Raw genomic sequence first — 21,179 nt, 5'->3', positions numbered from 1 at the left:
ACTCGGGGGTAACTCATGAAACGAATCAGTCTCGCAGCCATGTCGGCAATGTTCGTGATCGCCATCTTCGCCAGCGGCGCATCCGCGGCCGAGGAGGACCTGCTGACCAAGAAGTTTTCGATCAAGGATCATCCGACGGACGCGACCAAGCGTCAGATCCAGCTCTTCTCGCACGTGTCGAACATCCAGTACACGGACGCAGACAATCCCAAATTGAATGGAGCTTCGGTTCACGTCTGGAGCGCGACCGACAACTTCTGTTACGTGCTGACCGCCGACAGCGAGCTCTGGCTCGATAACGGCAATGGCTGGAAGTACAAAAATCCGGACACCAAGAACCAGGCGCAGATCTCCGACGGCAAGCTGCTCGTAAAGATCCGCTCGGGCGTCACGTTCACGCTCGCCGACGATTTCCCGCAGAACACCGTAAACGCGTCCGTGCAGTTCGGCCCCGGGGGTTCGCGCTTCTGCATGCACTGCACGGGTACCGACGTGATCACCGACGACGAGAAGAAGTTCCAGGGCAAGGAGTGCGCGCAGGCTGTGTGCGATGCGGAGCCGCCGGGATGTTTGCCGGTGGCGACGACGACGACCACGACGAGCACGACAACGACCACTACGAGCACCACCACGACGACGACGCTCGGAACGGTGGTCGGCGCGCTGACCAAGACTGCCGGACGCTTCAACTACAATCTCATGGCTGGTCTTCCGGCCGCGGAAGCCGCCTGCGCCTCCAACTTCGCGGGCGCTCACGTCTGCAGCTATCCTGAGCTGGTCGTATCGCAGGGCCCGCCAATGACGGGCCTGAAAGACACGGCGATGAACACGGTGACGGATTTGTGGGCAGTCAATCCTGCGAGGCCGTCGGCCGGTCAGTGCGCCCAGAGCCCCGCGTCGGGCGACCCGCGGTGGGTCTACAACACCGGTCATCTCGGAGTCGGCGGCGACGTTGTCTCATTGACCAACGCCACCGGTGCGCTGGGTGCTCTCGTATTGGGCGGGGATGGTAACCCCGGAGGTCGAAACTGCCTCACCATGCACTGGGTCGCCTGCTGCCACTCATGATCACGGCGCCGGCGGTGCACTCGCACCGCCGGCGCAGCCTCGTTCTTCCTCTGCTTCTTTCGATTCCGGCGCCGGTTGTTCTGATCCCGTTCTCTCGACTGATCGCGCTTTCGCTCGCGACGCTGCTCGTGGCGGCGTTGCCGGCCGCGGCCGTCCCGCCGTGCAGCGGTGCCGGTACCGGCTGGTGCAATGCACGTCGCGTTGCCGGCGATGTTGCGAACGGTGAGCTCGGTTTCCGCTTCGGCGAGCCGCTCGATGCCGACGGCGACGGTCGTGCGGACATCGCCGCCGGCTCGCGCTGGAAGCTCAAGGACGACGTCTACCAGAACGGCGTCGCGACGATCTGGTCGGGCGCGACCGGTGCGAAGATCCGCGAGTGGGACGGGACGATCAACGAGGGAATGTTCGGCCACTCGGTCGTTCCGATTCCCGATCTCGACGGCGACGGTCTTGCCGATGTCGTCATCGCCGCGCCGACAGCCAAGCAAAACGACGTCCTTCACGGTGTCGTCTCCGCGCATTCGCCCAAGTCCGGCAAAACCCTGTGGCAGAAGACGGCCGTGCGCGAAGAGAATCTCGGCTGGGACATGGCGCTCGCCGGAGATCAGAACGGCGACGGCGCAGTCGATGTGTTTGTCGGCTCGCCTGCCAACAGCGGCGGCCGCGTCTATCTGCTGAGCGGCAAGGACGGCTCCGTGCTCCGGATGTATGCGCCCGAAGTGCCGCGCTGGACGTTCGGCTGGTATGTCGCACGCACCGACGACTTCGATGCCGACGGACATCCCGACCTTGTCGTCGGCGCGATGCAGGGAGAATCCGAGGGCGATACGCATGGTGCGGTCTTCCTGCTGTCGACCAACACAGGCGCACTGCTTCGCCGCTGGGATAGCACCGACCCGGTTTCCGGCTTCGGCGAGATGGTGACGTCGATGGGAGATCTCGACGGCGACGGTCGCACCGAGATCGCGATTGCGTCGTCGTACAGCGCAGACGATTCGCGGTCGAAACCCGGCGAGGTTCAGGTGTTCTCCGGCGTCACCGGCAAAGAGCTGCGCCATTGGACCGGGACGCAGGCGGGCGAGTATTACGGCCGCATGATCACGAGCGCCGGCGACATCAATGGCGACGGCGTCGACGATCTCGCGGTCGGCGCGCCGTGGCACAAAGCGGGCGACGCCGACAAGGTCGGCCGCGTGGACATTCGATCCGGCAAGACCGGAGAAGCTCTCGCGGAGTGGACCGGGGATGGCGCAGGCAGCTGGTTCGGATGGAACATTCGGCGCGCACCGGATCCCGAGGGCAAGAAACGGCCAGCGTTGCTGATCGATTCGCTGCGACAGCCGATGGCCGGCAAGGACGGGGTCGGGGTGATCGACTGGTACGTCATGCAGCGATGAGGTGTTCCAAGTCTGACGTCACCATCGGTGAGGTGCGCGAAAAATGAGGATCGGTGAAACGTTGGCGTGAGCAGCGGATCGGATCGGCTCGTTCAGTCTGCTGATCCCGTTTCGCTACAGCTCCTCCGCACCGCAGCATACGAATCGCGGGACGGGGTCAGACGGTCGAGCCAAGTATGCGATTGCTCAATGGCTGGCAAAGAGAAATAGGCCGACCAACGAGAGAACCATAAGAACAAGTCCACCGACTGAGATCCAAAAGAGTGTGCCCAGACCAAACCATGATTGCGGACTGGTTGTCATCTCTTGATTGATGACTTTCCCAAGCCCTCCATCATAGACAACGGCAAACTGGCTCAACTGCGTGGCGTCGAAGAAAAGATCGGCTTTCCACACTCGTAGGCGTACAGCTGAGTTTGGAAGAATGTCTCCAAGCGCAATCTCACCCTTCCATTCTACGAGCGGGGAATCTCTGAACAGAATTGTTCTCGAAACTACTGCTACGCCGTCTCCAGGCAGAAGCAGCTTCGCTGCAGAGGCGACGACATTGCTGTCGTTACGAACAACGATGGCCAGCTCGAGTTCCCACCGTATATACAAGTATCTAGTCTGCCGGGATGCGATCGCTTCGGCGGAGGTGAAGGATCGCGAGAAACGCTCCAGCAGTTCATCTGAACTCACCGAAGGAAATTCTCGCTGCCGCTTTTCCCATGAGACTAAGTCTTCCAAGGGGACGCTTTCCCGCAGCTGCTTCTTCACGTCCGGAGCGATCACGTAGCTTTCCCAGTCCACCGTGGCCACGACGACGGGCGCAAGCGCGCCCGGTTCCGGGCGCAGCCAGCGGTACAAGCGAGCAACCGCGGGGAGAATTGTGGCGAGGGCCGCAGCCGCCATCAGAACTGTAATGGCGTCAGGCGTTTCGGCCAAAATCAGCATGGGCACTATGTAGCTGAAGACTACCATGCTGCCACTGCAGCGGCTGTGCAAAGCAATGGATTGTCTATCCCCGTTGTCGAAAACATCTACACGTTATCGAACCCAACGACCGCTTGGCCCAGTCGTGCCCGATCTAAGTCGCGTACCCATTGCCAGATCGTCGACAGATGTCGACCACGACTGTAGCACCGTGGGTGTCAACGCGGCCGCGGTGATTCAGGACCGGCCCTGTGACAAGCTCGGCGCGTGGGACGCGTTTCATGCCTCGACGGCCTGCGAGGTCTCGCCGTCGCGTTCGTGGTCGTGTCGCACCTCAGCCAGCTCCGGGTTCCCCTATTCCCGGGGCTCGACCTCGCGGGGTCGGGATTTTACGGCGTCTGTCTCTTCTTCACGCTGAGCGCTTATCTGCTCACGTCGCTGCTTCTGAAGAACAGCCCCGACGCACTCCACAGCGCGGAGGTCTGGACGCAATATTTCAAGCGACGATTCTTCAGGATCTACCCGCTCTACTCCGTCGTTCTGCTGGCAACCTGTCTTGCGTCGTTTCTTGGCGCGGACTTTGTGGATCGTCTGACCTTCGACAGCGTCGTCGACCACCTGATGCTTCGTGCGGGCGTCGGAGTGTTCTGGACCATTCCGATAGAGTGTTATTTTTACGCCCTGCTGCCTCTGATCGTGCTTGCCGGTGCTGCGCTGCCACATCGACCAGCCATCCTGGTAGCAGCCGCTGCACTGCTCATCGGCCTGGTCAGCGGTATCAAGTCGTTCTTTCCTTCGACATTCCCGGCGGAGCTGTGGCGAACGCTCCCCGCATTTCTCGGTGGCGTTTTCGCCGCATGGGCTCACGACTCGATCGAAACCATGCTGGGCCCTTTGAGCTCGAGAGCGCGAACGGCTGTCGAAGGCGCAGGATGGCTTGCCATGGCAATCGTGCTGCTCCACATCCCGAGTGTCTGGTCATGGGTAACCGGCGAAGAGGTTCTACATAACCGCTTCTTTGCTGAGCCAGGGCGCTTCGGCGCGCTCTGGACGGTATGCCTGATTGCTGCGATGCACGGAGAAGGAACCATGCGCCGCGTTCTGTCTCTGGCGCCGCTCCGTTTTCTGGGTGCTATCAGCTTTGGCGTGTATCTTCTTCACTTTCCGATCGTGAAGCTCGGTAGCCGCCATCTGACCAGTTCACCGACACTTGCGGGGTGGCTTGCAGTTGCTGCAACACTAACGTTGGCCGCCGCAACCTACTTCGCCATCGAAAAGCCATTCATGAAGCTCGGAAGGACGCCTGCAAGCAAGCGGAAGGTCGAAGCATGATCGTAGCGAGATGTTGCCCTCCCGCGACATGCGTGGATTGCCAAGTTCGCGTCCAGTGAAGCTACGTTGTCCGTTTCACGGCGCGGCCGTCATCCCCCAACATTCCCCGGGGAATGTTCGCGCGTCGGCGAGACCAACGATCCTCAACTCTTCGTGCCGCGCTCCGCGAAACGCCGACCGTCAGGTCGGTTCGTTCGCCGGCAGCGCCAGAGCCGAATTACAGATGCAGGTAGGGCACGCTGTCACCTGGCCTTTGCAGGCATTGAACACGGTCAGGGACATAGTCGACTCTGAAAGCTCCGAAAGAATATCGACCGTGCTGCTGAGCCCTGTCAGCCGCGAGGTTGCGGTGAGCCTGAACGTGACTGGCGGAACAGATTGACCGATCAGTGTGTTCGCGCCGATTTCGAGGCGGACTCTGCGGTAACCAGTGATGCCTGCAAGGGTATAGGGGTTCGTGATGGCCGACGTGGAGGGGTATCGGACCTCCCAATGAAAGTCCAGATCGGCGGCCGTGGAACCGCAAACGGCAGGATCGATGAAGTTGGATGCATCCAATACCGCCGGGTCGGCGTTGGAAAGCGCATTGGCTTCGGGGTCGGCATAGAAATTGACGTCGTTCGCGAGTTGCGATTCGCCGCGCGTGAAGCGGATGAAGGTGCCCGCAGCCAGAGCCGGCGGCGCCATGACGGGAACACAAGCCGTCACCGTTGTGCTGGTCGTTGTTGTCGTCGTCGTCGTCGTCGTATCGGGTGGAATCGTGGTCGATGTCGTAGTCGTCGTTGTCGTACAGTCCTCGTCGACTTCGCCGTCGCAGTCATTGTCCACGCTATCTCCGCAGCTTTCCTCGGTCGGGAACAGGAGCTGACTGCAGCTGCCGTAACCGCTGCCATCTGCGCTGCAGGTCGCGAGTCCGACGTCGCAGAGGCCAGCCAGGCCCGTACTGCAGACGGCAGTCGAGTTCGGTGAGCAGATGCAGCCTTCGTCCGTCTCGCCGTCACAGTCGTTGTCGAGGAAATCGCAGACCTCCGGCGACACGGGCGCGTTAGGAGTGCAGGCGCCCCAGCTCGTGCCCAGGCAGATGCGTGTGCCGTTCGCGCAAAAACCGGGCTGACCGGTGTTGCAGCTTTCCGGAGTGCCCAGCTGGCAGACGCAGCCGTCGTTGGCGACGCCGTTGCAGTCGTTGTCGAGTCCGTCGAAGCAGATTTCCGCGTAACCCGTCGTCAGCGGCGTACAGGATCCGTAGGCCGTACCGGCCGGATTACAAACTCGCGTTCCTGCATCGCAGATGCCCGGCTGCCCGGTGGAACAGTTGTCTGTCGTCTCCGGGACGCAGAAAAGCAGCGTCGTCGTCGTTACGCCCAGAGTCGTCGTCGTTACGTCCAGCGTCGTCGTCGTCACGTCCAGCGTCGTCGTCGTTACGTCGAGGGTCGTGGTCGTTACGTTGAGCGTCGTCGTCGGTGCGTCGAGGGTTGTCGTCGGTGCGTCGAGGGTTGTCGTCGGTGCAATCGTGGTCGTGGTCGATGCCGGGGACGCGGAGCAGCCAGGATCGGCCTCGCCGGCCGTGCAGACAATCTTGTAGCCGAGGCCGCCGGCAATGTTCTTGTACGTGCAGGACGAGAACTTGCCGCAGAGCCGGGTGGTTTCGTCACCATTGACGATCGTTTCGCTGAGTGACACCTCTCCGACAGGAGCTGCGGAGATGTCGAGCGCTGGTTCGCCGGGTGCTACGGCCTTGAACTTGAGGAGCTTGCCGGACTCGATGAGATTGAGCTTGACCGGACCACCGTCGGGCGCAGTGCTCAGCAGATACTTGCTCGTCGAAACCGTGTTCTTCACCCAGGCCGCGCCTTGTGGCATCGCGAATTCGCCGGCAGCTTCGTCGTAGGCGATGCGCAATGACGCCGAGATCATCGTCAGGTCCGTGCCCGTCCCCTTCGTAACAGCCGGATCTTTCGCGACCACGACGACCTTGAAGTTGCCGCCGGCTGCGGTCGTGTCGACGATGAGGAGCTTGGTCGGGACGATGGCGACGTCGGCCGCCTGCGCCAGTCCGGCCGTGGTCGCGAGCACGAAGGCCGCGACAAAAAAGATCCGATTCATATTTCCCCCCTTGGCGTCCGAAATCCGGCGATCATCCACGTGTCTCGATGCTGCCAAGGCTCAGAACAGCAGACAAAGCCGCTGCGATCAGAAACTGTCGCTTCATGTTCAAATTCTCCTTGCAGGACGAGAGGACGAAAGGACGAGGGGACCGAGAGACAGAACAGCCTCTGGGTCGGCAGGCAGGCGAGCAGTATCGGTGAATCGAAGCCGTAAGACCAGCGGCTATCGCCCTAACCGCGTCCAGTGATTGTTCGTTTGACGGCGCGGCCGCCATCCGCCGACATTCCCCGGGGAATGTTCGCGCGTCGCCTCGCACCGACATTCCCCGGGGAATGTTCCCGCGTCGGCGAGATTGCCGCGCCTCGCACTTCCTGCGAGGAATGACGTGCAGTCTCCGCAGGACTGAGGTTTCAACGCAACGCATGCGGAGAATAAGCCACGTAATCTCCGCAACTCTAACGGGCAAAACCGACCCCGGAGACTCAATCAGACTCTATGACCTTTTTGCGCAATCGTTCCTCCACTGTCTTCGCACTCGCGGCGATCCTCGCGATTGCATCGCAAGCCGCTGCCGTCCCGCCGTGCAGCGAAGCCGGCAGCGGCTGGTGCCTCGCGCGCCGCATCACCGGTGAAGTTCCCAACGGCGAGCTCGGCTTCCGCTTCGGCGATCCGCTCGACGTGGACGGCGACGGCAAAGCCGACATCGCCGCCGGCTCGCGCTGGAAGCTCAAGGACAACGTTTACCAGAACGGCGTCGCGATGATCTGGTCGGGCGCCACCGGCGCGAAGCTGCGCGAATGGGACGGCGTGCTCGAAGGCGGAATGTTCGGCCAGTCGGTGATTCCGATTCCCGATCTCGACGGCGACAAGCTGGCCGACGTCGTCATCTCTGCGCCGCAGGCAAAGCTCGACGGCGTGCAGCACGGCGTGATCTCGGCGCGCTCGCCGAAGACCGGCGAAGTGCTGTGGCGAAAGATCGCCAAGCGCGAAGAGACGCTCGGCTGGGACATGGCACTTGCCGGCGACCAGAACGGCGACGGCATCGTCGACCTTTTTGCCGGCGCACCGTTTCGCGACGGCGGGCGCGTCTATCTGTTGAGCGGCAAGGACGGCTCGGTGCTTCGCATGTACGAACCGGAAGCGCCGCGCTGGGCATTCGGCTGGTACGTGGCGCGCACCAGCGACTTCGACGCCGACGGCCACGACGATGTCGCAATCGGAGACTTCCAGGGCGTGTCGCCGACCGATCTTCGCGGTGCGGTGTTTCTGCTGTCTGCGAACACGGGCGCGCTGCTGCGGCAGTGGGACAGTCCCGACCCGATCACCGGCTTCGGCGAGATGTTTGCATCGATCGGCGATCTCGACGGCGACGGCCGCGGAGAGATCGCGATCTCGTCCGCATACAGCGGCGACACCACGCGCACGCAGCCCGGATTCGTGCAGGTGTTCTCCGGCGTCACGGGCAAAGAGCTTCGCAAGTGGAGCGGCAAGCAGCCGGGCGAGTACTACGGCCGCATGGTGATCAGCGCAGGCGACGTCGACGGCGACGGCGTCGACGACGTTGCGATCGGTGCGCCGTGGCATCGCGAAGGCGGCGCGGACCGCGTCGGGCGCGTGGACATTCGCTCGGGGAAGACCGGCGACGTGCTTGCGGATTGGACCGGCGACGGTGCCGAGAGCTGGTTCGGATGGAACATACGGCGCGCGCCGGATCCCGACGGCAAAGGGCGGCCGGCATTGCTCATCGGATCGCTGAGGCAACCAGTGGGTGGCAATGAAGGGGTCGGGGTGATTGATCTGTACGTGTTAAACCCATGACCTCGGCGGCACACGAGTCGCCGCGCTACCGTGAGCACACGTATGGACGTTTCTACTGTTCAGAGAGAGGGTTGGGCGGGACTCTCTAACGGCGCCTTGCTCAAGGCGACTGCCATCGCGCCAGCGACTGTTCGCGACGCTCCGGCGGAAATCCCCACGGATAGCTTCGCCTCTACACCAGATCGGACCGGCCGCGCGATGTCGGTGTACGCCTCGCCACGGCCGCATCGCTTTGCTAGGAACAGCACGTGCCGCCGCGACCAACGGTGGCCGAGGGGGAGGTCTTCATGGTACGGACGGAGGGGAATCCAACACGCAATCTCTGTGCGTTTGCCGCCGTGACGGCGATCCTCTGCATGCCGATTCGCGCCGGTGCCGGCGCGTGCCTCGTGCAGAAGCCGTTGCCGCAGGGCTGCGTCGAAACCGGAGGAGCGCTCGGATGCACAGCTGCGGTGGCGATCGATCACACGGGCGTGCTCAGCATCTCGCCCGACGACAAAACTGTCTACGTGACGATGGAGTTCAGCGACGAGATCGTCGTGCTTGCTCGCAACACGGCAACCGGAGCGCTGACGCAGCTTGCCGGAACCGCGGGATGTCTCAGCAACACCGGGTCCGGCGGCATCTGTACGGATGTGCGTAACCTGGAAGGCGCGCGCGGAGTGGAGGTCACTGCAGACTTTACGACCGCGTACGTAGGTTCCGGAAACGGGGTCGATATCTTCGACCGTAACACATCGACCGGGCAGCTCACGCAGCGAGCGGGCACCGCGGGCTGCATCAATGCCGACGGCGCCGAAGGCTGCGCCACCGGCAGCGGTGGTGTCATCAACGTGCGGCTGAGCCCGGATCAGAAAAACCTCTATGCCGTGGTTACGACCGGTGACGGGATCGTCATCTTCGACCGCGACACCGTCACCGGCACTCTTGTCCGCAAGCCCGGTGCGAGCGGCTGCATCAATGAAGACGGCGCGGGAGGATGCACCGACGGCGTCGCGGTGTCCGGTGCGAATGACATCGTGATCAGCCCCGACGGTACCAGCGTCTACGTGGTCTCGGTGACCTCGAATGCGATCGCGATCTTCGACCGCAACACGGTAACCGGTGTGCTTACGCAGAAACCCGGGACCGCCGGCTGCATCAGCGACGACGGCAGCGGCGGTGCCTGCACGGACGGATCGCAGCTCGTGCTGGCGATCAACGGCGCGCTCAGCCCGGACGGCAAGAACCTTTACGTGGTGGCCGGCTTTACCGGCAGCAGCAACGCGATCACCGTGTTCGACCGCAACGTTGCCACCGGCGAGCTGACACAGAAGCCCGGTCACGCCGGATGCATCAGCAACAATGGCTCCTTCGGGCTGTGCACCGATGGGCACGGTCTCGTCTCGCCGCGCTCGGTGGTGGTGAGCTCCGACGGCATGGCGGTATACGTGGGATTCGAGGACAGTGACGGTGTCGCAATCTTCGACCGTGACATGACGAACGGCGAGATCACGCAGCAGCCCGGCGCGTACGGCTGCGTGAACCGGACCGGCAGCGACGGCTGTACGGTCGGAGTCGCAATGCAGGATTCGGTCGGCATGACCGCGAGTGACGACGGCAAGAGCGTCTACGTCGGAGGATACGGGAGCAACGGACTGGCGGTCTTCGACCGTGTGGACTGCCCGCCGACAACGACCACGACATCGACGACAACCACCACGACATCAACGACGACCAGCACGATCCCCACAACCACGAGCACGTCGACGAGCACGACCACGTCCACGACGACGTCCACGACGACCTCCACGAGCACGACGACGTTGCCGTCTGTCGATATCTGCGGACCCGTGCCGCGCAGCGACTGCCGCGATCAGTCGCGGGCGCGCATCCGCATGAGGGACGTGGGAGATACTTCCGCCAAAGCCCTCGAGTTCGTGTGGAAGGACGGCGAAGCAACCGGCCTCGAAGACCTCGGCAATCCGGTATCGGGCTCGACGGAAATCACGCTCTGCGTTTATGCAGCGGGTCTGCCCGTCGTCGAGCTCGTGGTTCCGCCCGGCAGCCACTGGAAGACGACCACACCGGACGGCTTCCGCTATTTCGACCGGGCCGGCCTGACCGACGGAATGCGCCGGATCGTTCTTCGCGCCGGCATGGCCGGCGAAGCCAGGGTTCGTGCGAAAGCGCTCAGCAAAAGCCTCGCGCTTCCGGCGCTTCCGCTGACAGCACCGGTGCGGGTGCAGCTCGTCGCCAACACCGCCGGCAACGTCGACTGCTGGGAGGCCGAGTTCACGACGCTCATGTGGAATAACGACAGGAAGGTCGAGGCGGTGCGGTAAGCCGCATTGCAGGCGAGTCGGCCGAAGCGGCCAACATGTCGGTGGAGTGGGGAGCCTTAGCCGCCGTTCCGGTCCGGAACCTCGCCGCAACCGCGCCCGCGCGGCGCGGCAATCGCGCTACGGCGACGTCGTCGTGGCCAGGCACTCTCCGCTGCCGCTCACGATCGTATTGGCCGTGACGAGACACGTCGTCACGTGAACTTTCTTGCTCGGCTGCCCATTGGCACGGCAATAGACGAAGCCTGTGATGCTCGGTGACGAGGCCGCGTTGCCCACGCTCGCACCCGGCGCCACCGTGACGACGCCGCTGTTGTTCAGCTCGCTGCCGTTCTCTCCAACGGTCGCGACGGAAACATCGAGCGGCTTGGTGCTAACATTGGTAACGGCGCACCAGATTCCGTCGGGCGGGACGACGCGGATCGCCGGCGTCGACGTCGAGCTCGCCGCGTGAGCGGGGATCGCAGCAGCCAGAGCGAGAAGGATGGAAGAGGTGAGAAGTTGTGCGCGCACGACGAGTCTCCTTGTTCCAGACGAGATTGAGGTCGACGCGCGAATCGTGCGCGCCCGATTCGCTGCTGTCGAGAGAAACCTGGTCGAACGAACACGCGCTGACGGGGGACATTTGAGCGTTCCGGCGCGATGACTGACCGAAGAACCGTCGCGCCTTATTCCATCTGCGTGATTGCCTCAGTCCCACCAACCGAACTAAGCAGGGATCATGGAGGGGCTACCTTCACGGACCCGGGCGCTGTTTCCCAGCGAAGACCGATCGCGCCCGCCGTTGCTCCTCGGGAGGCCGGTGTGTACATTTTCCGTGTACATACAGGAGGTCCCGCCATGCGCCGCGTCAGTATCCGCGATGTCCGTAGCCACCTGGCCGACCTTCTTGCCGAGGTCAGGTCCGGACACTCTGTGACGATAACCCGTCATGGCCGTGAGGTAGCGCGACTGGTGCCGACCGATCGCGGTGCGGTGACGCTTCCCGACCGTACCGAAGAGCGCAAGGCCATGCTGAGGAAAGGGGCGAAACCCCGCCGCAGCACGGTCGTACGCATGCGCGACGAAGAACGTGCATGACGGCGGTCTATTGCGATACCAGCGTGGTAGTCGCGTACTACGTGCCGGAGGATCAGAGCGAGCGCGCCGAGCGCGCCCTGCGCACTCAAAGGCAGCGCATGGTTTCTTCCCTCGTGGTGACGGAGGCCAGCGCCGCGCTTCGTCGCAAGGTTCACGACAAGGAGCTGTCCAGGACGCAGGCACAGTCGGCATTGGACGCTTTTCGACGCGACGTCGTCACCGGACTGTTTCGGGCGATCGATGTCGACCGCCGGCACTTCGATCACGCAGGCGCCCAGTTGTGGTCGACGAGGCAAAGGCTGCGAAGTCTCGATGCTCTCCACCTTGCCGTGGCGGAGCTCGATGGACTCGGGCTGCTGACGTCGGACACGGTGATGGCGAAGGCTGCCAGGGAACTCGGGATCAGGACGGTCTGGGCCGGAGCTTGAACGGGAACCTCCCAACTCTGTCATTGGCTACCGATCGCGCGGACTAAGCAGACCGCATCGAAGAAACTTCGATCGCGCTCGCCGCAGCCAGGATGATGTCGATGCGTGCGATGATTCTCGAAAAACTTGCCGACGCGGCGACGAAACCCCTTCGACTCGTTGATGCGCCCCTCCCCGCGCCTGCCGAGCATGAGATTCTGGTGCGCGTGCGTGCGTGCGGAGTCTGCCGCACTGACCTTCATGTGATCGAAGGCGACCTTGCCGAGCAGAAGCTTCCGATCGTCCCCGGCCACCAGGTCGTCGGAACCGTGGAGCGGTGCGGAGCAGGCGCCCGCCGGTTTGCTGCCGGCTCACGCGTCGGCATCGCATGGTTGCGGTCAACCTGCGGAGTTTGCCGGTGGTGCCAGAGCGGGCGCGAGAACCTTTGCCCGTCGTCGCGTTACACCGGCTGGCACGCCGACGGCGGATACGCCGAATATGCGTTCGTCGACGAACGATTCGCCTACGCGATTCCCGACGAATTCTCCGACGCGGAAGCAGCGCCTCTGATGTGTGCCGGCATCATCGGATACCGCGCGCTCGAACTGGCGGAAGTGCCACCGGGCGGAACGCTCGCGCTGTTCGGTTTCGGCTCGTCGGCGCATATCGTGCTCCGGATTGCACGCCACCGCGGCCACCGCGTGTTCGTCTCGACGCGCGGCGAAAGCCACCAGCGACTGGCTCTCGATCTGGGCGCCGAATGGGCAGGCGCGACGCTGGACGTTCCGCCGGAGCCGGTCGACAGCGCAATCGTCTTCGCGCCGGCCGGCGAGATCGTTCCAGTGGCGATGCGTGCGCTTGCCAAGGGCGGCACGTGTGCGCTCGCCGGCATCCACATGACGCCGGTGCCGTCGCTCGACTACGAGAGCTGCCTGTTCCACGAGAAAAAACTTCGTTCGGTCGAAGCGAACACGCGTAACGACGGTGAAGGTCTGCTTCGAGAGGCCGCGGCCGCCGGCATTCGCCCGCGCGTGACGACGTTTGCGCTCGAAGATGCGAACGAGGCGCTCGTGCGGCTGAAGACCGACCGGATCGACGGAAGCGCGGTGCTCGTGATGTCGTGAAGACGCCGGGTCGAGCGCGCAACTCGCGCACGGCGAGGCGAACGCTCTACACGCCGGAGCGCACGGCGCGAACGAACCGGGCGGTCGTCTTGGAGCTCGACTGCGACGAGCCGTCGTCGGTGTCGACATACCAGGCCATCGTCTTCGTCCCGACATTTGTCGAGGCCGACCAGTAAGCATCCTCTGCATCCGGCTGGAACGCCGGGCCGATCGCGCCGATGCCGAGCAGCTCCTCGACCGTCGGCAGCCGCCAGTCGCAGTGGCCGGCGTAGCAGCCGGTCGTCGTCAGTCCATCCTGCGAGCCGCCGCCGTTCAGCTTCGCGAGGAAATCGGTGAACGCATCGCCGTCGGGCGCGGTGCCGGTCGTGGTCCACGCATAAGTGTTGTCGACGTCGTGCGGATCGTTCGGGTTCTCCCCGCTCGAAACGGTTGTCGTCTTCTTCTCCCACTCCAGCCCGGTCTCATGGTCGATGATCGTGCTGCCGGATGCATCGAAGCGCAGCGCGTAGCAGCCGGTCGTGTCGAAGATGCAGCCGGGCGAACAGTCGAGCGTGCCGCCCGCAAAACCCTGCGAGACGCAGTCGTCCGAGTTCAGGCTGCCGACGTCGCAGTCTTCGCCGTCCTCGACCACGCCGTTGCCGCAGACCGGCGCGCTGAGGCACGCGGCCAGCTCGGCGTTCTTCGCGAGCAGGCTGGTGTTGCACGCTGCAAGGTCGGCGTTGCGTCCTGCGAGCGATGCCTCGCAAGCCGCGAGCTGCTCGTCGAAAGCGGAGCAGTCTAGGTCTACCGGCTGGGAGACGCTCTTCCTGAGCACCAGCAGTGCGTCGCTGGCGGTGATCGTGCTGGTGTCGTTGACGTCGCCGCAGACCGGGTCGGCGGCGAGCGAGATCGAGGTGCTCAGCAGCATCGCGGCAATCGCTACGGTCGTCATCATTTTTCGCATGCCGCTACCTCGTCCGATCGGATTACAGCCGATCGGACCTCACCGCAAGGCAGATCAGACCGCGCGAATCTCGACGGTGTACGACAATCCCGCCCGTCGCAGTGAATCCTGCAGTGCAAGACGGACGTACTGTTGCTCGGAGTATCCTAGCACGCGTGCGAATCTCGCCGCTCTGGCGGGGCTCCGATAACGTCTTGCGTCTTTCTCAGGGGCGTTTTTGCTCAGAGACGCTTCTCTCCTGCCGATTTTGTCTGGAACAGACGGTCGAGCGCTTCGGCAAGCTCCGCCGCGACGACGATGTCGGTCGTCTTCTCGCTGAAGCGATCGACACGGAAACCGACTACGAGCTGCCGGTAGGCATCGAGGCCTTCGACTGGACGAACGCTCCACCAGACGATGTCCTTCCATGGCAGAGTGCCGATCAGTTGGTATCCGCGCAGGCGGATCGTTTTGTCATCGATGATCCAGCGCTGCGGAAACCATCTCCGCAACAACGAGAGGGCGGCGGCGGTCACTCCCACCGTCAACGGAACAACCAGCGCCCCGACGAGCGCGAGAAGGGCTAGCGTCGGCTGAAACAACGCCAGCAGTGCGGCGAGCAGAACGAACAGCCCAGCGACGAGAAGCAGCCCTTTTTGCTTCAAAGCGCCGGGGTACGCGCTGGCCAGTCGCCGCGTGCTTGCGTCTTCCCGGACCACCATCGGCAATGTCGGAGCGCCCGTCACGAGACCGTTCATAACCTGGAAGAAAAGCAGGGAAAGCCGGCTCCGGGAAGAGCGCTTCCACCGATATTGTGTGTAGGCCGCGCGTCCGTTAGTTGACCTCCGTGAAATCCTTCAAGACCCGGGCCGCCGCGTCGCTCTTCGCGATCCTCGTTTTCGTTGCACCATCGGCCGCATTCGCCGCCAGCCTCCTGGTCGTCGACAACTGCCCCCTCTCGGACATACCGGCGATCAATAAATGGCCGGGCTGGGATTCGGTTCGCTCCATCACGTCGCATCAGATGCTGGTCGAAGGCTGTTCCATTGCGGAGGATGTGATCGCATTCGGCTGCGTCGACTCCGAGTTCGTCGCCAAAGCAAAACCGCTCGTGACGAGGCTCGCGGCATCCGGTGTCGGGCTCTACGTTCCCACGTTTTCCGGCCAGGACGTGTCCTGGCTGCCGGGCGACGTCGAATCGCCCAACACCGACAACTGCCTGAGCTCCCTCGACTTCACCGACATCGGGCTTCGGCATCCGATCATCACGGGACCGTCTCCCGATCTTGTTCCGTCCGATTTCTCCAGCACGTCCTGCTCGATCCCGGGTACGTTCTCGCACGCCTCACCCGACTACAACGTGCTCGCCGTCTCGCGCGCGAACGCTCCCGTTCTGATCGCGAGCAAGAGCTCGGCTGGCCGGATCGTCGTGGCGATGCTTCGCATCGATCGGAACTCCGCCAAAGGGAAGGAGGTCGCGGCCGCAATCGCGAGCTGGCTCATCGGAAGCACGCGCACGACAACCGATAGCGACGACGACGGTTTCGTGGACACATGCGACAACTGTTCGGGCATCGCCAACGAATCGCAGGACGACGCGGACGACGACTCGTTCGGTGACCCCTGCGACACGTGCGTGGGGCCGGGCGCTGCCGACACCGATGGCGACGCGCTCTGCGATGGCGCCGACGCGTGCCCGCTCGATCCCGACCCGCAGCCGGGCGACGTCAACGGAAACCTGCTCGTCGACGCGTGCGAGCCGCAATCCAAGTCCGACAACCGCGGCTGCTACACCGCGTCCGATACGGTCTCGCCGCCGGACGGCAGCGAGCCGCAGTTCACGTTTACCGACATCGCTGCAACGGGGACCAAGCTCGAGCTCGGCGACGAGGAGCTCACCGATCCGTTGCCGCTCGGCTTCGACTTCGAGCTCTACGGAAAAACGTTCACGCACGCGTGGCTGTCGAGTAACGGCTTCCTTCAGTTCGACGGAGTGCTGACGACCGGATGCTGCTACGGCGGGCGTCTGCCCGGATTCACCAATCCAGCCACGCTCATCGCGGGGCTGTGGACGAATCTGTTCCCGGGCACTGGAGAGGTGATCTACCAGACTCTCGGCAACGCCCCGAATCGCCGCTTCATCGTCGAGTTCCTGAACGTTGCGCTACGCAACGACTTCGACACGACGGTGACCTTCGAGATCGTGCTGCACGAAGGCACGAACCGGATCGAGGTCAACTACGCCAGCGCCGTCCACGATCGGTTCTTTGCGAGCGGCGGAATTCAGAACCATGACGGGACGATCGGGCTTCAATGGGCCGGCTGGCAACCGATCCATCTTGCCGACCAGACGGTTCGCTACTCGCCGACCGAAGCAATGACCGGCGACGCCGACTCGGACGGCATTCGCGACTGTCTCGACAACTGCCCCGCCGACGCGAACCCCGAACAGAACGATTGCGACCAGGACGGAATCGGCGACGTGTGTGATGCGGATTCGACCGATGGCGACGCGGACCGGATCGGCGATGCGTGCGACAACTGCCTGGGAATCGCCAATACCACGCAGTCCGACGCAGACGGCGATGGCTTCGGCGACGCGTGCGACACCTGCACCGGTAATGGTCCGTCGGACGAGGACGGAGATGCGGTGTGCACGGGCACGGACAACTGCCCGCTCGTCACCAACCCGCTGCAGTCCGACTGCGACGCGGACGGCACCGGCGATGCGTGCGACCAGGATACGGTCGATTCCGACGGCGACGGAGTCGATGTGCTTTGCGACAACTGTCCCGATCTTGCCAACCCGGACCAGGCCGACAGCGACGGCGATCCGTTCGGTAACGCATGCGATTCCTGTCTCGGATACGGGCCGTCCGACGCGGACAGCGACGACACCTGCGATGAGCAGGACAACTGCCCTGACATCTTCAATCCGACCCAGGACGACTGCGACCACGATTTTATCGGCGATCCGTGCGACCCGGATACGATCGACGGCGACGGCGACGGCGTGGCCGATGCGTGCGACAATTGTCCCGCGATCGCCAACCCCGGGCAGGAGGACAAGGAACACGACGGATTCGGCGACGTCTGCGATACCTGCGCGAACCAGGGCCCCGCCGACTCCGACGGCGACGAGCGCTGCGACAACGACGACAACTGCCCGCAGGTACCCAACGTCTTCCAACTCGATTGCGATTTCGACGAAATCGGCGACGCGTGCGATGGTGACGTCGCTCCGTACTACGCCGACGCCGACAACGACGGCATCTGTGCGAACGAAGACAACTGTCCGGAGCTGGCCAACCGCGACCAGACCGACATCAACGGCAACAGGACCGGGGACGTCTGCGACGTGCAGGGACGGCTCGACAACGCCGGCTGTTACGCCGTCTTCGATACCATTGCGCCGCCGAATGGCAACGAACCGGTATTCGCGTTCGACAGCATTGCGGAAACCGGTACGCCGCTGTCGTGCATCAATGCATCGAAGTGCGATCCGGTTCCGCTCGGATTCGATTTCGAATTCTACGGCAGGACGTACTCCACCGTTTATGTCTCGACGCGAGGGTTCGTTAGCTTCCTCGACGACCAGCCGTGGGATCACCCGAACGGATTGCCATCTGCATATGCACCGTATGCCGTCATCGCGCCGCTGGCCGGCCCGACAGTCGACTACGGTTTCTATGCAACGCGCGGATCGGCGCCGAACCGGCAGTTCGTGCTCGAGTTCCCGGACGTGGTTCTCGACTCCAGTCATCACAGCCAATGGCAACTCATTCTCGACGAATCGACAGGCGACATCTTCGTCGAGTATCCATCCGTCACCACCCGGTACACCATCGTCGCCGGAATCGAGAACGAGGCCGGAACGATCGGAGTGCGCTGGGGCGGACCCGAGGAGATGCACCTCGTCAACGAGGCAGTTCGCTACGCTCCGACCGCGGAGTTGATCGCCGACACCGACTCCGACGGTCTTCGCGACTGCCTCGACAACTGCCCGCAGGCTGTCAACGTCGACCAGCGCGATTGCGACTCCGACCGCATCGGAGATCCGTGCGATCCCGACACGGTCGACACCGACGGCGACGGCGTCGACGACCGGTGCGACAACTGTGCGGGCACCGCCAACTACAACCAGGACGACGACGACGAGGACGGTTTCGGAAACGCCTGCGACAGTTGCGTCGGCGATGGTGATACCGATGTCGACGGCGACGGAGTCTGCTCCGGCGTCGACAACTGCCTTACGGTCGTCAATCCCGATCAGATCGACACCGACAACGACCATTTCGGAGACGCATGCGACCACTGCGTCGGCTTCGGCGTGAGCGACTTCGATCTCGACGGCCGCTGCGATCCGGTCGACAACTGCCTGACCCTATGGAACCCCGACCAGCACGACTGCGGCTTCAACGCCGTTGGTGACGCATGCGATCCGGACTTCTACGACGAAGATGGAGACGGCATCGATTCGTGGTGCGACAACTGCCCGACTGTCGCGAACCCGGACCAGAAGAACAGCGATAACGATTTCCCCGGCGACGCGTGCGACGGCTGCGATGGCCTCGGGACCACCGATCGCGACGGCGACGGATTGTGCGACCCGCTCGACAACTGCCCGGACGTCGCCAATGCCGATCCGACCGATCGCAACGGCAACAAAACCGGCGACGCGTGCGAGCCGCAGGGCCAGCTAGACAGCGGCGGCTGCTACTTCGAGACCGACACGATCGCGCCCGCGGACGGCAGCGAGCCGGCGTACGATTTCATCGATATCTCCGCGACCGGAACGCCGGTGACGAACATCTGGACGTTCCAGAACGTGGCGATACCGATCGGTTTCGATTTCGCCTTCTACGGCACGACGTACCAGCAGCTCTACGTCGACCGCGACGGATGGCTCACATTCCTGCGAGACCAGGAGTCACACGTCACCGGTTTCTACATCCCGTCTCTCGGCGAGCCGAGCGGCTTCATTGCCGCGGCGGCGTACGAGTCGTGCCAGGCGCAGACGAGCGTGTGGTACCAGACGACAGGAGACGCGCCGAACCGAAGGTTCGTGCTCGAGTTCGACGCCGAGAACCGCTGCTTCAACCCAGAAAACACGCGCGTCATGGAGATCGTGCTGTCGGAAGGCACGGGCGAGATCCTGCTGCAGTACCGCAACGCGCGCGACGAAGACGCTACGGCCGGCATCGAGAACGAGACCGGCAGGGTGGGCCTGCGTGTCACGGGGTTCGAGCCGGTAGAGTTCGAACACGACGCCGTGCGATTCGTCCCCGCGCCCGGACTGAGCACCGACAGCGACGCCGACGGCGTCGTCGATTGCCTCGACAACTGCCGGGCGGCAAACGCCGACCAGGCCGACGCCGACCATGACGGCTACGGCGACGCGTGCGACAATTGCAACGGGCCGGGCAACGCCGACATCGACGGCGACGGCGACTGCGAGAAATTCGATTGCTCCTCCGACGAGGACGCGGACTTCGTCTGCGAAGACGACGACAACTGTCCGGCCGTCGCCAACCCGGAGCAGCGCGACTGCGACGGTGACGGCACCGGCGACGTTTGCGATCCCGACCTCGCCGACGAGGACGCCGACGGCGTCGACGACGCGTGCGACAACTGCGTGGGCGTCCCGAATCCCGGCCAGGAAGACGGCAACGGCAACCGCATCGCCGATGCCTGCGAGGAACAGGGCAGGCTCGACACCGGCGGATGCTACTCGGAGTCCGACACGCTGGCGCCGCCCGATGGGACCGAGCCCGTATTCGAGGACATCGACATCCAGGATACCGGCACGCCCGTGCTCGCCCACTTCTTCATGCCGGATGCCATTCCGATCGGCTTTGACTTCCAGTTCTACGGCGAGACGTATTCGCAGCTCTACGGATCGAGCTCGGGGCTCGTCAGCTTCATCCCGAACCAGTTCGCGGGGTACTACCCGCGATCGCTTCCGTCGCGCTTCACACCGGCTGCAAGCATCGTTGCGCTGTGGCACGACTACGTCACGTACGAGACGACGCTCTGGTACCAGACCGTCGGAGAGGCTCCGCACCGGCGGCTCATCGTGCAGAGCGAAAACGACACCTACACTCCTGCGTATCCCAACTTCTGGCAGATCGTGCTCAGCGAAGGCAGCAACACCGTTCTCGTGCAGTATCGCAAAAGCCGCGCGGGCGTGTTCACGGCGGTCGCCGGGATCCAGAACGAAACCCGCACGGTGGGCCTGGCGTGGGCCGGCAGGGAGTCGGTCGACCTCGTTCGCCAGGCCGTCCTCTACACTCCGACCGCAGCGCTCTCGTCCGATCGCGACGGCGATTCGGTTCCCGACTGCGAGGACAACTGCCCCGACGTCGCCAATCCGGGGCAGGAAGACACCAACTACGACGGCATCGGCGCCGCATGCGGCTGCACGGTCGCGACGACGTCGGTCGATCCCTTGTGCGGCGACGCGAACTCGGACTGCGAGCTGACCGCGTCGGATGCGCTGCTGGCGCTGCGCGCTGCGGTCGATCTCGTGGCGTGCGCGAACAACGTCTGCGACGTCAACGCCAGCGGGAAGGTCGATACGGCCGACGCGCTCGCGATCCTGCGCAAGGCGGTCGGGTTGGCGAGCGTCACGAGCTGCACGGCGTTGTAGCTTCCGGACCGCAAAGGCGTTGGTTGATGATCTCCTCGAC

Annotated in this window: 14 protein-coding genes and 4 pseudogenes; 13 read left to right on the top strand and 5 right to left on the bottom strand. The window is 63.7% G+C overall.

The window, feature by feature from the left end:
* The first annotated feature begins 15 nt into the window (after positions 1-15).
* Both VN634_20540 and VN634_20535 read left to right on the top strand, forming a co-directional pair.
* On the top strand, positions 16-1,068 hold the full coding sequence (locus tag VN634_20540) for a hypothetical protein (protein ID HXC53285.1): 1,053 nt from the start codon (positions 16-18) through the stop codon (positions 1,066-1,068).
* The gene (locus VN634_20535) at positions 1,065-2,465 is read left to right on the top strand and encodes an FG-GAP-like repeat-containing protein (protein HXC53284.1); all 1,401 of its coding nucleotides are present in this window, start codon (positions 1,065-1,067) and stop codon (positions 2,463-2,465) included. Before VN634_20540 ends, VN634_20535 begins: the two co-directional genes overlap by 4 nt.
* A 186-nt stretch (positions 2,466-2,651) precedes the next feature.
* On the opposite strand, the gene VN634_20530 is transcribed toward VN634_20535, so the two are convergent.
* Positions 2,652-3,428 (bottom strand): hypothetical protein, encoded by a 777-nt coding sequence (locus tag VN634_20530; GenBank protein HXC53283.1) that lies wholly within the window; start codon positions 3,426-3,428, stop codon positions 2,652-2,654.
* 219 nt (positions 3,429-3,647) lie between these two features.
* Here VN634_20530 and VN634_20525 point away from each other — a divergent pair, with 219 nt between their 5' ends.
* Positions 3,648-4,712 (top strand): acyltransferase, encoded by a 1,065-nt coding sequence (locus VN634_20525; protein HXC53282.1) that lies wholly within the window; start codon positions 3,648-3,650, stop codon positions 4,710-4,712.
* Between the two features lie 180 nt (positions 4,713-4,892).
* Here the strand turns inward: VN634_20525 and VN634_20520 are convergent, their stop codons facing one another.
* Positions 4,893-6,815: a MopE-related protein gene (locus VN634_20520; GenBank protein ID HXC53281.1), complete on the bottom strand. Its 1,923-nt coding sequence runs from the start codon at positions 6,813-6,815 to the stop codon at positions 4,893-4,895.
* A 498-nt stretch (positions 6,816-7,313) separates the two neighbouring features.
* On the opposite strand from VN634_20520, the gene VN634_20515 reads away from it, so the two are divergent.
* The gene (locus VN634_20515; protein ID HXC53280.1) at positions 7,314-8,636 is read left to right on the top strand and encodes a hypothetical protein; all 1,323 of its coding nucleotides are present in this window, start codon (positions 7,314-7,316) and stop codon (positions 8,634-8,636) included.
* Positions 8,637-8,923: 287 nt separating this feature from the next.
* Positions 8,924-10,960, top strand: a complete 2,037-nt coding sequence (locus VN634_20510; protein HXC53279.1) for a beta-propeller fold lactonase family protein — start codon at positions 8,924-8,926, stop codon at positions 10,958-10,960.
* A 117-nt stretch (positions 10,961-11,077) separates the two neighbouring features.
* Here the strand turns inward: VN634_20510 and VN634_20505 are convergent, their stop codons facing one another.
* On the bottom strand, positions 11,078-11,470 hold the full coding sequence (locus tag VN634_20505) for a hypothetical protein (GenBank protein HXC53278.1): 393 nt from the start codon (positions 11,468-11,470) through the stop codon (positions 11,078-11,080).
* 441 nt (positions 11,471-11,911) lie between these two features.
* Between VN634_20505 and VN634_20500 the strand changes: the two genes are divergently transcribed.
* The 3 genes from VN634_20500 to VN634_20490 all read left to right on the top strand — a co-directional run bounded on the left by VN634_20500 (position 11,912) and on the right by VN634_20490 (position 13,568).
* Positions 11,912-12,037 carry a hypothetical protein gene (locus VN634_20500; protein ID HXC53277.1) on the top strand — a complete coding sequence of 42 codons (126 nt, stop codon included), beginning with the start codon at positions 11,912-11,914 and terminating at the stop codon, positions 12,035-12,037.
* Complete coding sequence (locus VN634_20495; GenBank protein ID HXC53276.1) at positions 12,034-12,465, top strand: type II toxin-antitoxin system VapC family toxin; 432 nt, start codon at positions 12,034-12,036, stop codon at positions 12,463-12,465. The genes VN634_20500 and VN634_20495 overlap by 4 nt, the downstream gene beginning before the upstream one ends.
* Positions 12,466-12,566: 101 nt before the next feature.
* Positions 12,567-13,568, top strand: coding sequence for a zinc-dependent alcohol dehydrogenase family protein (locus VN634_20490; protein HXC53275.1), 1,002 nt, complete (start codon positions 12,567-12,569; stop codon positions 13,566-13,568).
* A 46-nt stretch (positions 13,569-13,614) separates the two neighbouring features.
* Here VN634_20490 and VN634_20485 read toward each other — a convergent pair whose 3' ends face one another.
* Both VN634_20485 and VN634_20480 read right to left on the bottom strand, forming a co-directional pair.
* Positions 13,615-14,511: a DUF1566 domain-containing protein gene (locus tag VN634_20485; protein HXC53274.1), complete on the bottom strand. Its 897-nt coding sequence runs from the start codon at positions 14,509-14,511 to the stop codon at positions 13,615-13,617.
* Positions 14,512-14,732: 221 nt separating this feature from the next.
* Entirely contained in the window at positions 14,733-15,236 is a 504-nt protein-coding gene (locus VN634_20480; GenBank protein HXC53273.1) for a hypothetical protein, read from the bottom strand.
* Between the two features lie 1,640 nt (positions 15,237-16,876).
* Here VN634_20480 and VN634_20475 point away from each other — a divergent pair.
* From VN634_20475 to VN634_20455, 5 genes and pseudogenes are all read left to right on the top strand, one after another.
* A pseudogene (locus tag VN634_20475) lies at positions 16,877-16,981 on the top strand (thrombospondin type 3 repeat-containing protein).
* Positions 16,973-17,293: pseudogene (locus VN634_20470) on the top strand (thrombospondin type 3 repeat-containing protein). The pseudogenes VN634_20475 and VN634_20470 overlap by 9 nt, the downstream one beginning before the upstream one ends.
* A gap of 123 nt (positions 17,294-17,416) precedes the next feature.
* Positions 17,417-17,668 (top strand): annotated as a pseudogene (locus tag VN634_20465) (thrombospondin type 3 repeat-containing protein).
* A gap of 27 nt (positions 17,669-17,695) precedes the next feature.
* A pseudogene (locus tag VN634_20460) lies at positions 17,696-17,797 on the top strand (thrombospondin type 3 repeat-containing protein).
* A gap of 600 nt (positions 17,798-18,397) precedes the next feature.
* Positions 18,398-21,139: a thrombospondin type 3 repeat-containing protein gene (locus tag VN634_20455; GenBank protein ID HXC53272.1), complete on the top strand. Its 2,742-nt coding sequence runs from the start codon at positions 18,398-18,400 to the stop codon at positions 21,137-21,139.
* Positions 21,140-21,179: the final 40 nt, after the last annotated feature.

The sequence above is a fragment of the Candidatus Limnocylindrales bacterium genome (assembly GCA_035571835.1).
In the GTDB taxonomy this organism is placed as follows: Bacteria; Desulfobacterota; Binatia; order UBA1149; family CAITLU01; genus DATNBU01.
The sequence above is the reverse complement of the archived record's forward strand: the minus strand, read 5'-3'. Positions and strand labels throughout refer to the sequence as shown.

Bases quoted from the DNA above. Each gene is read 5' to 3' on its own strand.
- VN634_20540 (HXC53285.1), top strand. From the start codon at position 16: ATGAAACGAATCAGTCTCGCAGCCATGTCGGCAATGTTCGTGATCGCC.
- VN634_20535 (HXC53284.1), top strand. From the start codon at position 1,065: ATGATCACGGCGCCGGCGGTGCACTCGCACCGCCGGCGCAGCCTCGTT.
- VN634_20530 (HXC53283.1), bottom strand. From the start codon at position 3,428: ATGGTAGTCTTCAGCTACATAGTGCCCATGCTGATTTTGGCCGAAACG.
- VN634_20520 (HXC53281.1), bottom strand. From the start codon at position 6,815: ATGAATCGGATCTTTTTTGTCGCGGCCTTCGTGCTCGCGACCACGGCC.
- VN634_20515 (HXC53280.1), top strand. From the start codon at position 7,314: ATGACCTTTTTGCGCAATCGTTCCTCCACTGTCTTCGCACTCGCGGCG.
- VN634_20510 (HXC53279.1), top strand. From the start codon at position 8,924: ATGGTACGGACGGAGGGGAATCCAACACGCAATCTCTGTGCGTTTGCC.
- VN634_20495 (HXC53276.1), top strand. From the start codon at position 12,034: ATGACGGCGGTCTATTGCGATACCAGCGTGGTAGTCGCGTACTACGTG.
- VN634_20490 (HXC53275.1), top strand. From the start codon at position 12,567: ATGCGTGCGATGATTCTCGAAAAACTTGCCGACGCGGCGACGAAACCC.
- VN634_20485 (HXC53274.1), bottom strand. From the start codon at position 14,511: ATGCGAAAAATGATGACGACCGTAGCGATTGCCGCGATGCTGCTGAGC.
- VN634_20455 (HXC53272.1), top strand. From the start codon at position 18,398: ATGCACCTCGTCAACGAGGCAGTTCGCTACGCTCCGACCGCGGAGTTG.